This window comes from Azospirillum himalayense (assembly GCF_042657465.1).
Lineage (GTDB): Bacteria > Pseudomonadota > Alphaproteobacteria > Azospirillales > Azospirillaceae > Azospirillum > Azospirillum himalayense.
In genome coordinates, this window is record NZ_JBHSLC010000007.1 from 21,692 (window position 1) to 35,665 (window position 13,974).

14 protein-coding genes and 1 riboswitch are annotated in these 13,974 nt (G+C 68.0%); of the genes, 4 read left to right on the top strand and 10 right to left on the bottom strand.

The window, feature by feature from the left end:
- Positions 1-31: 31 nt before the first annotated feature.
- From ACFPMG_RS05040 to ACFPMG_RS05050, 3 genes are all read right to left on the bottom strand, one after another.
- Complete coding sequence (locus tag ACFPMG_RS05040; protein WP_376994112.1) at positions 32-979, bottom strand: FecR family protein; 948 nt, start codon at positions 977-979, stop codon at positions 32-34.
- A complete protein-coding gene (locus ACFPMG_RS05045) occupies positions 979-1,485 on the bottom strand; it encodes a sigma-70 family RNA polymerase sigma factor (protein ID WP_376994113.1) in 507 nt (168 codons plus the stop codon). Before ACFPMG_RS05045 ends, ACFPMG_RS05040 begins: the two co-directional genes overlap by 1 nt.
- A gap of 248 nt (positions 1,486-1,733) precedes the next feature.
- Positions 1,734-2,927, bottom strand: coding sequence for a serine hydrolase domain-containing protein (locus tag ACFPMG_RS05050; RefSeq protein ID WP_376994114.1), 1,194 nt, complete (start codon positions 2,925-2,927; stop codon positions 1,734-1,736).
- A 67-nt stretch (positions 2,928-2,994) separates the two neighbouring features.
- Between ACFPMG_RS05050 and ACFPMG_RS05055 the strand changes: the two genes are divergently transcribed.
- Complete coding sequence (locus tag ACFPMG_RS05055) at positions 2,995-3,624, top strand: TetR/AcrR family transcriptional regulator (protein WP_376994115.1); 630 nt, start codon at positions 2,995-2,997, stop codon at positions 3,622-3,624.
- Positions 3,625-3,796: 172 nt separating this feature from the next.
- On the opposite strand, the gene ACFPMG_RS05060 is transcribed toward ACFPMG_RS05055, so the two are convergent.
- From ACFPMG_RS05060 to ACFPMG_RS05070, 3 genes are all read right to left on the bottom strand, one after another.
- On the bottom strand, positions 3,797-4,558 hold the full coding sequence (locus ACFPMG_RS05060) for a substrate-binding periplasmic protein (RefSeq protein WP_376994116.1): 762 nt from the start codon (positions 4,556-4,558) through the stop codon (positions 3,797-3,799).
- A gap of 197 nt (positions 4,559-4,755) precedes the next feature.
- Positions 4,756-5,442 (bottom strand): 3,4-dihydroxy-2-butanone-4-phosphate synthase, encoded by a 687-nt coding sequence (gene ribB / locus ACFPMG_RS05065; RefSeq protein ID WP_376994117.1) that lies wholly within the window; start codon positions 5,440-5,442, stop codon positions 4,756-4,758.
- A gap of 151 nt (positions 5,443-5,593) precedes the next feature.
- Positions 5,594-5,746, bottom strand: a riboswitch (FMN riboswitch).
- Positions 5,747-5,809: 63 nt separating this feature from the next.
- Positions 5,810-7,498 carry an alpha-amylase family protein gene (locus ACFPMG_RS05070; RefSeq protein ID WP_376994118.1) on the bottom strand — a complete coding sequence of 563 codons (1,689 nt, stop codon included), beginning with the start codon at positions 7,496-7,498 and terminating at the stop codon, positions 5,810-5,812.
- Positions 7,499-7,693: 195 nt separating this feature from the next.
- Between ACFPMG_RS05070 and ACFPMG_RS05075 the strand changes: the two genes are divergently transcribed.
- Positions 7,694-8,884, top strand: a complete 1,191-nt coding sequence (locus tag ACFPMG_RS05075; RefSeq protein WP_376994119.1) for a calcium-binding protein — start codon at positions 7,694-7,696, stop codon at positions 8,882-8,884.
- On the opposite strand, the gene rsmD is transcribed toward ACFPMG_RS05075, so the two are convergent.
- Genes rsmD through ACFPMG_RS05090 form a run of 3 tightly spaced genes read right to left on the bottom strand, consistent with a single transcriptional unit; the run spans position 8,875 to position 10,915 of the window.
- The gene (gene rsmD, locus ACFPMG_RS05080) at positions 8,875-9,453 is read right to left on the bottom strand and encodes a 16S rRNA (guanine(966)-N(2))-methyltransferase RsmD (RefSeq protein ID WP_376994120.1); all 579 of its coding nucleotides are present in this window, start codon (positions 9,451-9,453) and stop codon (positions 8,875-8,877) included. The two genes, ACFPMG_RS05075 and rsmD, sit on opposite strands and share 10 nt — an antisense overlap.
- The gene (locus tag ACFPMG_RS05085; protein WP_376994121.1) at positions 9,434-10,645 is read right to left on the bottom strand and encodes a pseudouridine synthase; all 1,212 of its coding nucleotides are present in this window, start codon (positions 10,643-10,645) and stop codon (positions 9,434-9,436) included. Before ACFPMG_RS05085 ends, rsmD begins: the two co-directional genes overlap by 20 nt.
- A gap of 60 nt (positions 10,646-10,705) precedes the next feature.
- A complete protein-coding gene (locus ACFPMG_RS05090; RefSeq protein ID WP_376994122.1) occupies positions 10,706-10,915 on the bottom strand; it encodes a dodecin in 210 nt (69 codons plus the stop codon).
- A gap of 113 nt (positions 10,916-11,028) precedes the next feature.
- On the opposite strand from ACFPMG_RS05090, the gene ACFPMG_RS05095 reads away from it, so the two are divergent.
- Both ACFPMG_RS05095 and ACFPMG_RS05100 read left to right on the top strand, forming a co-directional pair.
- Complete coding sequence (locus tag ACFPMG_RS05095; RefSeq protein WP_376994315.1) at positions 11,029-11,469, top strand: nucleoside deaminase; 441 nt, start codon at positions 11,029-11,031, stop codon at positions 11,467-11,469.
- 64 nt (positions 11,470-11,533) lie between these two features.
- Positions 11,534-13,642, top strand: a complete 2,109-nt coding sequence (locus ACFPMG_RS05100; protein ID WP_376994123.1) for a pentapeptide repeat-containing protein — start codon at positions 11,534-11,536, stop codon at positions 13,640-13,642.
- Positions 13,643-13,699: 57 nt separating this feature from the next.
- Here the strand turns inward: ACFPMG_RS05100 and ACFPMG_RS05105 are convergent, their stop codons facing one another.
- Positions 13,700-13,966, bottom strand: coding sequence for a nucleotidyltransferase family protein (locus tag ACFPMG_RS05105; RefSeq protein WP_376994124.1), 267 nt, complete (start codon positions 13,964-13,966; stop codon positions 13,700-13,702).
- Positions 13,967-13,974 lie beyond the last annotated feature (8 nt).

Consider the following 13,974-nt stretch of genomic DNA (forward strand, 5'->3'; position numbering starts at 1 on the left):
CTTGATTTGGAAAAAATTTGATACGAAACGGCTAGACGGAACGGATGATGACCAGCCCGGGAACAGGGCGCAGCGTGCGCAAGGGAAGCGTGCGGAGAATGGCGTTCAGGGCGGCGTCCGGCCGGCTGATGTCCACGCTGCCGTCGAAGCGCAGGCCGGCGAGCGGACGGTCCCACAGCACGATGCGGGCGGGGTGATAGCGGTTGAGATCGGCGATCACCGCGTCGAGCGGCTGCCCCTGGAAGACCAGCCGGCCGTGCCGCCACGCGTTCTCCACCGCCACGCCCTGGCTCAGCAGCGGGCCGGGGCCGTCGGGACCGTAGGACCGGCTTTGCCCGGCGGCGATGGGAAGCGGGGGCTCCATTCCGGTGGTCAGGCTGGCCGTTCCGGATTCCACCGCTACGACCACGGACTCCAGGCAGCGGTGCACCACGAAGCTGGCGTCGGCGGTGGCGATCCGCCCGTCGGCGCAGGTCACGACGAAGGGACGACCCGGGTCGGGAGCGGCCACGAAATGCGCCCGCCCCTCGGTCAGGCGGACGCGCCGTTCCGCGGGGGTGAACGCGACGGAGAGCGTGCTGTCGGCGTCCAGGGTCAGGACCGAGCCGTCGTCCAGCGCCACCGTACGCCGCTCGCCGATCCCGGTCTTCAGGTCGCCCGGCCAGCCGGTCAGGACCACCGCGCCGCCCAGCGCCGCGGCGCAGGCCGCCGCCCCGCCGACGGCGCCGAAGGCCAGGAACCGGCGGCGCGTCGGTGCGGCACGGCGAACCTTGCGCGGATCGGGCACCCGGTCGAGATCGCCCCACAGCCCGGCCAGCCGGTCGTACTCGCGCCGGTGGGCCGGGTCCCGCGCCAGCCAGGCGTGGAAGGCCCGGCGGTCCGCCGCGCCGGCGTCACCCGACTCCATGCGCACGAACCACGCCAGGGCCGCGTCCCGCGGGGCGTCCGGTAAGTCCGGCTGGTCGCGCTCGCGCTCCATCAGAGCGCCAGCCGGTCGCGGCAATGGGCCAGGGCCTTCATGACATGCTTCTCCACCATGCTGCGCGAGATGCCGAGGCGCGCGGCGATGTCGGCATGGCTCAGCCCGTCGAATTTGTGAAGCAGAAACACCTCGCGGCAGCGCGGCGGCAGTTCCGCCAGCGCGTGACTCAGCCGTTCCAACCGCTGCTTGTGCTCCAGCGTCGCCTCGGCGTCCGGCTCGTCCAGCGGCTGGTCGAACCCCAGCTCCGCCGGGGCGAAGCGGCGTCCCCGGCGGGTTTCCGCGCGCATGCGGTCCAGCGCGATGTTGTCGGCCATGCGGTACAGGTAGGAACGCGGGTTGTCGATCTCCGGCAGCGCGGTCAGGCTGCGCAGGCGCAGGTAGGTGTCCTGCACGACGTCCTCGGCCAGGCAAAGCGATCCCAGGCGCCGGGCCAGATGGCCCGTCATCTCCTCGTAATGGTCGAGCAGCAGACCCAGCAGGGACGACCGGTCTCGTTCAGCCATGACCTCGGCAACACCTGTTCCCAACCCGTGAAAGTCACTCCTAACCATGAATGCGAATCATTCGCAATCGATAGATCGACCGGAGAAAAATATCTTTTCAGCGAGGGAGTGAGGGGAGGAGTGGCGGCGAACGTCCTGTCGTTGGGAGATTTTGTGACGAAAGCCGGGAGACACCGCGACCCTGGTTTTTCTCGACCCTGCCGGGTCCCTTTGCCCACCGATCGGATATCCCCCAATCCGCGCCCGGTCTATTCATACACGGCGTTTCTGACATCGGTCGGAAAGGTCCCGGCCATGCCCTCGAACGCGGTGTTCGTCAGGGCAACCACCGAGAGGCCGTTCTCCCGGTCGATGAACCAGGAATGGCCGTACGCGCCTCCCCATTGCAGCGTGCCGGCGGCCTGCGGCGTGCCCGTCGGCGCCGGATCGTCCAACACCGCCCAGCCATAGCCGAAGCCCCAACCCGGCCCCTGCGTTTCGGCCTTCGCGCCCACCTGGTCCCGGACCATCAGCCGGACCGTCTCGGGTTTCAGGATCGGCGAACCGCCGGTGCGGATCGCTTCGAGAAAGCGGAGAACATCCGAAGCCGTCCCGGCCATGCCCGCACCGCCCGATGGATAGGAGTTGGCGTCGAGAATTCGTGACGGCGCGAACGTCGCGGCGCTCCCCATCAGCGGAACCGCGAGCCCGTCCGTCATCGGAACAGGCTGCGGGTGGCCATCCGCATAAGCTTTGGCAAGCCGGGAGGCATCGTGCACCGAGAAGTCGGTATCGTTGATGCCGAGCGGCGCCGTGACCGTGTCGCGAACGATGTCGGAAAGGCTCCGCCCTTCGATCCGTTCCAGAACGCCGCCGAGCACATCGATGCCGAGCGAATACCGCCAACCGGTGCCGGGGGCGAAATTCAACGGAGCGGCCGACAGGCGGGCAAGGTTCTGATCCAGCGAAAGGCCCGGCTGGTCGAGACCGTCCGAGACGTTCAGCCGGTGATAGGGACCGTCCGCCGGTTCGAGGAAGGCATAGCCCAGCCCGGAGGTGTGGGTCAGCAGCTGGTGGATGGTGATGTCCGGGGTCGAACCGTCCGGCAAGGCGGGGCGGAATTGCGGCAGCCAGCGCGTGACCGGCGCGTCGAGATCCAGCCGCCCCTTCTCGACCAGCCGCAGGGCAGCCGCGGACACGAACGGCTTGGTGACGGAGGCGAGGCGGAAGATGGCGTCCTCGCGCATGACGGTGCCGGCCTCCCGGTCGGCATGACCGGCGGCGCGGCGGTAGACGATCCTGCCGTCCTTCGCGACCAGGACGACCGCGCCGACGATCCGCTTTTCCGACAGCGCCCTATCAATCACCGGATCAAGGCGAGCGTCAATCACAGGGTCGATGGCAGGCTCGGCGAAGGCTGTGCCGGCGACGGTGAGGGCAGCGGCGACAAGGGGGATGCGCATGGCGGTGGAACCCCGTATATATTGAACGATCACTCCTGAATAGCGCAGCCGAGGGAATATTTCCAGAGTGACCATTGTGAAAAATGACGCGCCCGCGCCGCGGCCACGCGGCCGCCCGCGCGCCTTCGACCGGGACGAGGCGCTGGCCAAAGCCGCGGAAACCTTCTGGCGGTTGGGCTATGAAGGCGCCTCCATCGCCGATCTGACCGCGGCGATGGGCATCACGCCGCAAAGCCTCTACGCCGCCTTCGCATCCAAGGCCGACCTCTATCGCGAGGCGCTGGACTGGTATCAGGCCACGGTGGGCGCTTCGACGGCGGCGGCGCTTGACGAGAGTGATGCGCTGGTTGCGCTGACGCGGGTCCTTCGTGAGTCGGCCCGGGAGTTCACCAAACGGGACCGCCCGCACGGCTGCATGGTGTCGACGGCCGTGCTGACCTGCGCGACGGAAAACGAGCCCGTGGCACGGCATGTCGCCGGTTTGCGCACCACGACGCTCGCCCTGATCCGGACGCGCATCGAGCGCGGCATCTCCGAGGGACAGGTGAAGCGGGAGACCGATGCCGAGGCCCTCGCACGCTTCATCGGCGCGATGATCCAGGGCATGTCCGTGCAGGCGCAGGACGGCGCGTCCGCCGAGGCGCTGTCGTCGCTTGCCGACCATGCGATCGCCGAGATCGAGCGGCACCGCGCGTAGCGCTTCCTCCCTGCCCTCGCCGCGTTGCTCCGCTTGCGTGGCGGAGCTCAACTCAGGGCAGAATTAAACTCACGGCAGAGTTCAACTCAGGGCGGAGTTCAACTCAGGGCGGAGTTCAACTCAGGGCGGAGTTCAACTCAGGGCGGAGGCGGTTCCGGGAAGCGGCCACGCCTCACCGCTCCCAGGCGCGGACGATGGCGTCGATGGAGCCGTCCCGCTTGAGCTTCTCGTAGGCCGCCTGCAACCGCTCGGCCTTGTCCGCCCGCAGTTTGGGAACGGATATGTAGCGCGGCACCATGGCCAGCGGCTTGGGCAGGATCTTGACCGAATTCGTCCGTCCCTCGCTCTCGGCAAGGTATCGGAGCACCTGCAGGTCGCCGGCGATGGCATCGACGCGGCCGAGAAGCAGGCGCCGGAAGGACACGACGTTGCTGCTGCTGCGGACCTTTTCGAACAGGGGGGATTTGTCGAATTCGGGGGTGTACTCGAAGCCGTCGACGACGCCGATCCGCAGGCCCTGCAGATCGTCGATGCGGGTGTAGTCGATCTCCGCATTGCTGCGGACCATGAGCACGGTCGCGCCGACACGATAGGGACCGATCAGATGGCCGCGCTCCAAACGGCGCGGCGATGTGAAGAATTGAAAGGCGACATCCACCTCGTTCTCGTCGTGCGCACGCACCACCTCCGGCCAGGCCATGGGGCGATGGACCGGATAGACGCCGATGTCCTTCAGCATGGCATCGACGATCTCCGTGTCCATACCCGTCCGCTTGCCGCGCTCGGTGAAGTTGTAGGGCGGGAAATAGTCCTCGGACGCAACCGTCCAGTTCTCCGCGCGCGCCGGGGCCGAAGCCAGGAACAGGGCCAGGATCAAGGCGGCAGCCAGCAGCCCCGCCACCGTCGCCAGACACGCGCGCACCGTCGTCCTCATCAACCCTCTCCGCTCACATCTTGAAATCGCCTGTCGCCGGGCACCGCGTACAGGGCAATCCGGTCGCCCTCAATGGGAAAAGAGCGGGCGGGTGTGATATCGCACCGGAGACGCGCTCAAGGCTTCCTTCCGGGCGCGGAGGGGACCGGCTCCGCCCGCAAACGGGGGAGCCGGTCCGGCTCATCGGCTCGGTCCGGTCACGCGGCGGCGCGCAAACGCATCGCCCCGACGAGATCCTCGATGCTCACCACCGGCATGCCGTGCCGCTCGGCGAAGACCACCAGTTCGGGCAGGCGGGCCATGGTGCCGTCCGGGTTCATCACCTCGCACAGCACCCCCGCCGGACGGCGTCCGGCCAGGGTGGTCAACTCGATGGTCGCCTCGGTGTGGCCGCGCCGCGCCGCCAAGCCCCCGGCGTGCGCGCGGATCGGGAAGACGTGGCCCGGCCGGGCGAGGTCCTCCGGCCGGCAGCCGTCGGCGATGGCGGTGCGGATGGTGGTCACCCGGTCCGCCGCCGACACGCCCGTCGTCACGCCCTCCCGCGCCTCGATGGAGACGGTGAAGGCGGTGCCGAAGCGCGCCGTGTTGCTGCCGACCATGGGCGGCAGGTCGAGGCGGCGCGCTTCGGCGTCGGTCAGGATCAGGCAGACGATCCCCGACCCTTCGCGGATCAGCAGGGCCATCTGCTCGGCGGTGATGGTTTCGGCGGCGTAGATCACGTCGCCTTCGTTCTCGCGGTCCTCGTCATCCACGACGACGACCCCGCCACCCTTGCGGATGGCCTCCACGGCGCGGATCACCCGCTCCTCGGCGGTGCCGAAGCGGTCGAGAAGGCCGGTGGAGGACGTGGTGGAAAGCGGGTTGCCGGCAAAAGTCTGATTCACGGTTCTCACTCCGGTTGGGGCGAGCCTGAATCAGGGCGCAAAGAGACTTCCGGCGGCGCACGGGATGCCCCGCGCGGACCGCCGTCGCAGGCCAGCGCACGGGGACCGCGCCCAACGCCATGCGCAGCGGGCGGACCACGGTCGATGACCGGCTCGTCCTCTTCCATCCGGACTGTCACCGTCGGCTCCGGCCTTGAACCGGATCTGCTGACCTCCCCGCCTTACGGCCGGGAGCGCTCGCGGGCTCCCCCTCTTGCGAGGGGCTACCGCCGGTCGGGATTTTCACCCTGCCCTGAGAACAAGCGTCTGATGCGCCGCCCCCGGATGGGGACGGCACGGCCAGCGTCCCCCAGCGGGCCGGACGAAGTCAAGACCGCTTTGCCCCGCCCACCGGCCCTTCCGTCCGGCGCAGCAGGTAGTCCAGCCCGCCCAGCCGGTACCAGCGGTAACCGTAGGGCTCCAGCACCAGCCGATGCCGCCCGTCCTCCTCGGGGTCGTTGTGGTCCTCCGCCAGCAGATTGACCAGCCGCGGCGATTTCCCCTCGCCATCGACGGCCAGCGCGACCTCGTGGGGCCGGTCGTCGAAGTTGTGGACAACCAGCACCGAATTGTTGCGCCAGTCGTAGCGGATCGCCAGCACCGCGTTCGATCCGGTGGGAAGCACCTGGAAGTCGCCCCAGCCGATTTCCGGGCATTCCTTGCGCATGCGGATGATGCGCTCGGTCCAGTTCAGCAGGGCCGTCGGCTCGCGGCGCTGGTGGGCGGCGTTGATCCGCTCGTAGCCGAAGGCGCCGCCGCTGATGACCGGAAGCACGGGGTCGTCCGCCTTGGTGAAGCCGCCCTGCGGCTCGTCCGACCACTGCATGGGGGTGCGGGCGCACTCGCGCTCCGGCAGGGACAGGTCGTCGCCCATGCCGATCTCGTCGCCGTAGCGCAGCACCGGCGTGCCGGGCAGCGTGAACAGCAGGCTGTAGGCCAGTTCCAGCCAGCGCCGGTCGCCGTGCAGCATCGGGGCCAGCCGGCGCCGGATGCCGCGGTCGTAGAGCTGCATGTCCTTGTCCGGGCCGAAGGCGTCGAACACGCGCTTGCGCTGCGCCTCGGTCAGGCGCCCGAGGTCCAGCTCGTCGTGGTTGCGCAGGAACAGGCCCCACTGGTTGGTGCTGGGCCGCGGCACCCGGGTGACCTCCAACGCCTTGGCCAGCGGCCGCGTGTCCGCCGACGCCAGCGCGTAGAACAGGTTCTGGTTGACCTGGAAATTGAAGACCATCTGCATGCGGTCGCCGTCGTCGCCGAAATACTCCTGGTCGACGGTCGGCAGCACGTTGGCCTCGGCCAGCAGCACGGCGTCGCCGCACCGCCACTGCACGAACTCCCGGAAGGTGCGGAGCATGTCGAACTGCTGCTTGGGCTTCTTGACCTCCGGCCCCTTGGTCGCGATGACGAAGGGCACGGCGTCCATGCGGAAGCCCGACACGCCCAGCTCGATCCAGAAGCCCATCACCTTCAGCAGCTCGGCCTGCACCTCCGGGTTGGCGGTGTTCAAGTCGGGCTGGAAATCGTAGAATCGGTGGAAGTAGTAGGCGCGGGCCTCCTTGTCCCAGCTCCAGGTCGTCTTCTGCACGCCGGGAAAGACGACGCCCTGGTGGGCGTCGGCCGGCTTCTTGTCCGACCAGACGTACCAGTCCCGGTAAGGGGACTCCGGGTCCTTGCGCGCCGCCTGGAACCAGGGGTGCTGGTCGGAGGTGTGGTTGACCACGAGATCGATGATGACGCGGATGCCGCGCTGCTTGCAGGCGTGGCTGAACTCCACGAAATCGCCCAGCGTGCCGTAGCGCGGATCGACGTTGTAGTAGTCGGCCACGTCGTAGCCGTGGTCGCGCATCGGCGACGGCTGGAACGGCCCCAGCCATAGGCAGGTCACGCCCAGCCCCTGCAGATAGTCCAGACGGCGCTGCAAACCCTGGAAATCGCCGATCCCGTCGCCGTTGGCGTCCATGAAGCTGCCGACCGACAGGTTGTAGATGACCGCGTTCTTGTACCAGAGATCCTTGATCATGGCTCGCCCCGCTCAAAACCGCCTAGGCCATAACAGGGCCGACCGGCCGAGGTCTCTCCGCCCTGCCGAGCCAACCGTAAGGGGGTGTCCTACGCCCTTAGGAAAAAGGTTAATGTATAGTTAAGGTCACAAGAAAGCCTTCAATCCTGACCGCATGATGTCCCCCAAGACGCACAGAACCAGGGGAATCGTGCCATGAAGCGTGCCATGCGCCACCACGCCGCCCAGAACATCGCCAGCCAGGGCGGCGCCAGCCAGACCACCACGACGCAGGCCGTCAGCTACACCTACGGGAACAACGCCGGCGCCCTGGCGGCGGCTCCCGCGGCACCGGTTCCCACCAGCTTCGCCCCGGTGACCATCAACTACGCGGAGACGCGGGCGGACGGCGGGTTCGGCTGGGACGTGAAGTACGACCTCGCCTTCGACGGCACGGCCTTCATCGTGCAGACCCGCATCCACCTGACCGGCGATGACGCCGGTGCCATGAAGCAGGTGTGGGAACAGGGGATCGAGGGGATCTGGAGCGACAAGTACAGCCTGTCGGACGGCACCGGCAGCTACGCCATCCGCTTCGACGTGCAGTTCGTGGCGGCCGGGGACCAGCATTACAACGTGAACGTCAGCAACAGCTACGGTCGTTGCGACATGCTGAACTGGTGCACCCAGACCGACTGGGGTCCCGATTACCAGGACGAACTGGCGGCCCACGAGTTCGGGCACATGATCGGCGCCTTCGACGAGTATGCGGGCGGAGCCACCTACGGCAACTTCGCCGCCACCGGCACCATCATGTCGGACCTGACCGCGACGCTGCGTCCCAACTACATGAACTCCATCGACTATTACGCCGAGCAGTTCACCGGCAAGACCTTCCAGATCGTGGAGATCCCGAAGAACCTGACGCTGACCGGCAACACATGGGCCGACAGCCTCTATGGTGGGGCGGGCAACGACACGCTGAGCGGGCTCAGCGGCAACGACCAGCTGTTCGGCGGTGCCGGCAACGACCTGCTGTGGGGCGACGCCGGAAACGACACGCTGCGCGGGCAGGCCGGGAACGACGCGCTGCACGGCGGCTCGGGCGCCGACCTGCTGATGGGGGACGAGGGGAACGACACGCTGTGGGGCGATGCCGGCAACGACACGCTGTGGGGCGGCGCCGGGGCGGACCTGTTCGTCTTCACGCGCGGCGGCGGTCAGGACCGCATCGCCGACTTCGGCCCCACGCAGAACGACCGCATCCAGATCGCCTCCAACATGACCTACCGGCTGGGATCGGACGGCAGCGGCAGCGCCCTGCTCGACTTCGGCGGCGGCGACCGGCTGACCCTGGCCGGCATCGCTCCGAACCAGGTCACCGCGTCCTTCTTCACCTACGGCTGAGGCAACCCGTAACGCAGGAACTGGACGCGGGTGTCGCCGTAGCGGCGCTCGTCCAGGTCCGCGAAGCCGGGCGGCAGGGGCAGCGGATCGCGCCCGGCGACCTCGACCACCAGGACGGCACCGGGGGCCAGCCAGCCGGCCTTCGCCAGCCCTGCCAGAGCCCGCGGCGCCAGATCCTGGCTGTAGGGCGGGTCGAGAAAGCCCAGCGTGCAGGGGCGGAGCGGCGGAGGCGGCGGGCGGGTGGCGTCGGCGCGCAGGATCGCGGTGTTCGCCCCCTCCCCCAGCGCCGCGACGTTGGCCCGCACGGCGTCCAGCGCGGCGCGGCCCACGTCGAGGAAGCTGGCGTGGGCAGCGCCGCGGGACAGCGCCTCCAGCCCCAGGGCGCCGGTTCCGCAGAAGGCGTCCACGACGACGGCGCCCTCCAGCAGGTCGGCGCCGTCCGGCCCCCAGTCGGCGTGGGACAGGATGTTGAACAGGGATTCGCGGGTGCGGTCGGTGGTCGGCCGCGTGTCGCTCCCCCCCGGGGCGGCCAACCGCCGCCCGCGGTGCTTACCGCCGACGATCCGCACGGGTCCGCTCCGGCCCCCGGCCACCCGAGGCGCCACCGCCCGAAGCACCGCCAGCGCCACGCGGCTTCAGCCCCGGCTTCCCACCGCCGCCGGGCTTGCCGCCCTTGAGCGTCAGCGTGCCGGGCTTGCCGTCCGGTTTGTTGGAAGCGGGCTTGCCGGTAGCGGGCTTTGCAGACGCGAAGCCGCCCGAGGACGGCTTGGCCGCGCCGCGCCGGTCGGACGCGGCCTTCGGCTCCGCCTTGGCCCAGCCGGCCTTGGCGTCGCGCGGCTTGGAGGCCTTCACCGGAGCGGCGGGACGGCCCTTGGCGCCTTCGGCGCCGGCACTCTCGCTCTTGGCAGCGGTCTTGGCGGCAGAAGTCTTGCCCGCACCCTTGGCCTTGCCCTCGTCTGCCGGATCGGCGCCGGTGAAGAATCGGGACACCTGCTCGCGCACGACGCGCTTCGGGACCTCCTCGACGGCGCTCTCCTCCAGCTTGCCGAGTTGGAAGGGGCCGTAGGCGACGCGGATCAGCCGGTTCACCTGGAGGTCCAACGCCTCCATCACCTTGCGGATCTCGCGGTTCTTGCCTTCCTTCAGGCTGACGGTCAGCCAGGCGTTGCGGCCCTGGATGCGATCCAGAACGGCTTCGATGGGACCGTACTTCACCCCCTCGATGGTCGGTCCCTTCGCCAGCTCGGCCAGCTTCACCTCGTTCACCTCGCCGAAGACGCGCACGCGATAACGGCGGGTCCAGCCGGTGGCCGGCAGTTCCAGGAAGCGGGCCAGCTCACCGTCGTTGGTCAGCAGCAGCAGCCCTTCGGTCGTCAGGTCGAGCCGACCGACCGAGATGACGCGCGGCATGTCCGGCGGCAGCCGTTCGAAGACGGTGGTGCGCCCCTTCTCGTCGCGGGCGGTGGTGACCAGCCCGGACGGCTTGTAATAGCGCCACAGCCGCGCCGGCTCCGGCTCGGGGATGACCTTGCCGTCCACCTGCACGACGTCGCCGGACCGCACGACGCAGGCCGGGCTGTCCAAGGTCGTGCCGTTGACGGCCACGCGTCCGTCGGTGATCCAGCGCTCGGCGTCGCGGCGCGAGCACAGGCCCGCGCGCGCCAGCCGCTTGGCGATGCGCTCGCCGGCATCGGGCTCGCCCGCGTCCGCATCGGCGGCGCCGGGCATGGCTTTGGAATGTTCGTAATCGGGGGTGTCCATGGGCACGGACCATAGGGCTTGCAAGCCCCGCCCGCAACCCACGGCACGGGGTCCCCGCCGTTATTCTTCGAGGCGGAAGCCGACCTTCATCACCACCTGGAAGTGGGCGACCTTTCCACCGCTGACGTGGCCGCGGATCTCGCCCACCTCGAACCAGTCGACGTTCTTCAGCGTCTTGGACGCCCGCTCGATGCCGTTGCGGATGGCGTCGTCGATGGCGGTCTCGGCGGTGCCGACGATTTCCACCTTCTTGTAGACATGGCTGCTCATGACCGTCCTCCCTGTTTCGTCCGATGCTTAACAACGCCGGAGGGCGTTCCGCGGCTTGACGAAAACAGGGACCGCCGGGCAGGGTGCCCCGCATGAGCCGCCCCCCCTCCCCCATGGACATCGCCTTCGCCGAGGCCGAAGCCGCCGCATCCCGCGGGGAGGTGCCGGTGGGTGCCGTGCTGGTCGATCCGGTGACCGGCGCCGTGCTGGCCCGCGCCGGAAACCGGACCGAGGAGCTGAACGATCCCACCGCCCACGCCGAGGTATTGGCGATCCGCGCCGCCTGCGCCGCGTTGGGCGAGCCGCGCCTGCCCGGTCTGGACCTCTATGTGACCCTGGAGCCCTGCGCGCTGTGCGCCGCGGCGATCAGCTTCGCCCGGCTGCGGCGGGTCTATTTCGGCGCCTACGACCCCAAGGGCGGCGGGGTGGAGCATGGCCCCCGCTTCTACCACCAGCCGACCTGCCACCACGCCCCGGACGTCTACGGCGGCATCGACGAGACGCGGGCGGGGGACATGCTGAGGGAGTTCTTCAGGGAGCGCCGCCCCGGTTGAGGCAGGACGTTGCCGCGCCGAATGGAATTGCATATCCTTTCGTCGAAGCAATCTGAACATCCTCATGCCGCGCGACGATCAACCATCGGATCACGGGAACCGGCCAATTTTGCCCCATCCGGTGGTGGATACCCCCGGTTTGGACAAGCTTGAGGGCTCGCTGAACGATCTCAGCAAGGCGGCCGCGACCCAATCGCTGACCTATCTCCTGCTGTGGCTCTATCTGATCTTCACGGTGACGGCGGTCACCGATTACGACCTGCTGGTCGAGAAGCCGATCAAGCTGCCGATCTTCGACCTGGAAGTCGGGCTCCTGAAGTTCTTCATCGGCGCGCCGGCCCTGTTCTGGCTGGTCCAGTTGTACATGGTGCGCAAGGTGTCGGTGATCGCCGACGCGGTGCGCCATTACCTGACCGTCGCCGAGCGGGAAGCGGCCAAGCACACCGCCTCGCCCGGCGCGGTGCTGGAGGCGTTGCGCCACCGGGTGGACGGCTTCGTCGTCACCCGCTTGCTGGCGCGGTTCGACACCGTGCGCTGCGGGGATGCCGGCGGCCCGGCGACCCCGCCCCTGCCGCAGGCGCTGACCGTGCTGGCCGCGGCGGTGACGCTGGTGCTGGCTCCGGTGCTTCTTTACGGCGCCTTCCAGATCCGCTTCCTCGCCTATCAGCACGAATGGATCACGTGGTGGCACCGGGTCAGCCTGTTCGCCGGTCTGGCGCTGTCGGCAGCGGCGGCGCGGGAGGCGGGCCTGACCTGGGCCGGCACGGCGCGGGCGATGCGCGACCTGGGGACGGGGCTGTTCGGGGGGCTGCTGCGCCGCCGCGCCGAGCGCAGACGGGCGGAGGGCGAGCAATGGCCAGACCGCCTGTCCCGCCGGCTGGCCGCCAGTGCGGTGCCGGCCGTGGTGGCCGCTTCCCTGGTGGTCGCGACCACGCCGGGCGAGTTCCTATCCGACGAGGTGGTGATCGAAGGGCGGCCATTGGGCGATCTGCTGGCGGAGGGAGTGGTTCCACGCAGTCTGAAACCCCGCCCCCCGAACGCACATCTGGCAACGGCGCTCCCCGCAAACAACACGGCCGAGAACGTGGAGGCCGGACCGCCCCCACTGGACATCAGCCACCGCGACTTTTCCGGACGCCGTTTGCGCAAGGTGGATTTGAGCGGGGCGGTGTTGAATCGGACAATTTTGCGGAACGCTGATCTCCGGGGCGCCTTCCTCTTGAACGTTCAACTCCAGGGGGCAAACTTCTTTCGGGCTCAACTTCAGGGCGCTTACCTCTCCCGCACCCAGCTCCAAGGGGCCTACCTCTTTCAGGCTCAACTTCAGGGCGCCAATCTCTTCAACGCCCATCTCCAGGGCGCAAACCTCTTCGGCGCCCAGCTACAGGGCGCAAACTTCTACGGTGCCCAGCTACAGGGCGCAAACCTCTCGTCCGCCCAGCTTCAAGGCGCCGACCTCCCCTACGCCCAGCTACAGGGCGTCGACCTCTTTGGTGCCCAGCTACAAGGTGCTGACCTCTTCAGCGCCCAACTCCAGGGCGCAAACCTTTCCGAAGCCCAGCTCCAAGGCGCCTACCTCCCCTACGCTCAGCTACAGGGCGCGGATCTCTCCGGCGCCCAGCTTCAAGGTGCGGTGTTATGGCGGACCGCCGTGTGGAAAGCCAATATGGAGAGCGCAACGTTCGAGAACGTCCTTCCCGCCAAGATCTCGGAATCTCTGGATATCAACGATTTGTCCGACTATGCAGCAGACATTCCCCACTGGCTGCAAGGTATACCGACCGGCCATCAGAAGTTGAACGCGGCGAAACGTCTGGAGCGTCTGTTAGACACAGGAAACACTCACCAGAAAGATATGGCGGATGCTAGGGCGTTTCGTGATCGTCTGATGGCAGCCGCCACAGTGACCACCCCGGAAAGCTACACCCGGTTCCTCATCCTTCTGGCTTGCAAATCCTCCGATGGCGCGCACATTCTGGCGAGCCTACTCCGACAGAATTTCGTCCTTGATGCAATTCCCGGATATAGAGACTATTTACTCATCCAACCGCTCGTTAACGCTGTCAATGATCCGGAAACCTGCCCTCCTGCAAGCACGCTGGATCAATTCGTCCGTCAACGGTTTCTGCACGCGGCGCGTCAACGGGAAAATTCCGAACAACGTCCGGAATGACCAGTGCACAACCACATGGCCTCGCGGATGCGTGTTCCAGATAAGCACGGTCTGTGGTCACAGAGACCACGCCGATTGAAAAATTCCGTCGCGTATGTAAGGCGACAGGCCACGCTCCGTCACCACATCAACGGCAGCGCCGGTTCGTTCCTCCAAAGCGCGCTTTAATTCGATCAGGTCGAACAAATCCCGCCCTGGCTCCAACTCCACGAGAAGGTCCAGGTCGCTGTCGGGCCGCGCCCTCCCCGTGGCACGGGAGCCGAAGACGCGCAGGTTGCCGGCTCCGTAGCGGGAAGCCAGAGCCTTGATGCCTTCGGCTGACACGCCAGCCG

Coding starts and splice junctions, on each gene's coding strand:
- ACFPMG_RS05040 (WP_376994112.1), bottom strand. CDS start 979: ATGGAGCGCGAGCGCGACCAGCCGGACTTACCGGACGCCCCGCGGGAC.
- ACFPMG_RS05045 (WP_376994113.1), bottom strand. CDS start 1,485: ATGGCTGAACGAGACCGGTCGTCCCTGCTGGGTCTGCTGCTCGACCAT.
- ACFPMG_RS05050 (WP_376994114.1), bottom strand. CDS start 2,927: ATGCGCATCCCCCTTGTCGCCGCTGCCCTCACCGTCGCCGGCACAGCC.
- ACFPMG_RS05060 (WP_376994116.1), bottom strand. CDS start 4,558: ATGAGGACGACGGTGCGCGCGTGTCTGGCGACGGTGGCGGGGCTGCTG.
- ACFPMG_RS05070 (WP_376994118.1), bottom strand. CDS start 7,498: ATGATCAAGGATCTCTGGTACAAGAACGCGGTCATCTACAACCTGTCG.
- ACFPMG_RS05075 (WP_376994119.1), top strand. CDS start 7,694: ATGAAGCGTGCCATGCGCCACCACGCCGCCCAGAACATCGCCAGCCAG.
- ACFPMG_RS05085 (WP_376994121.1), bottom strand. CDS start 10,645: ATGGACACCCCCGATTACGAACATTCCAAAGCCATGCCCGGCGCCGCC.
- ACFPMG_RS05090 (WP_376994122.1), bottom strand. CDS start 10,915: ATGAGCAGCCATGTCTACAAGAAGGTGGAAATCGTCGGCACCGCCGAG.
- ACFPMG_RS05095 (WP_376994315.1), top strand. CDS start 11,029: ATGGACATCGCCTTCGCCGAGGCCGAAGCCGCCGCATCCCGCGGGGAG.
- ACFPMG_RS05100 (WP_376994123.1), top strand. CDS start 11,534: ATGCCGCGCGACGATCAACCATCGGATCACGGGAACCGGCCAATTTTG.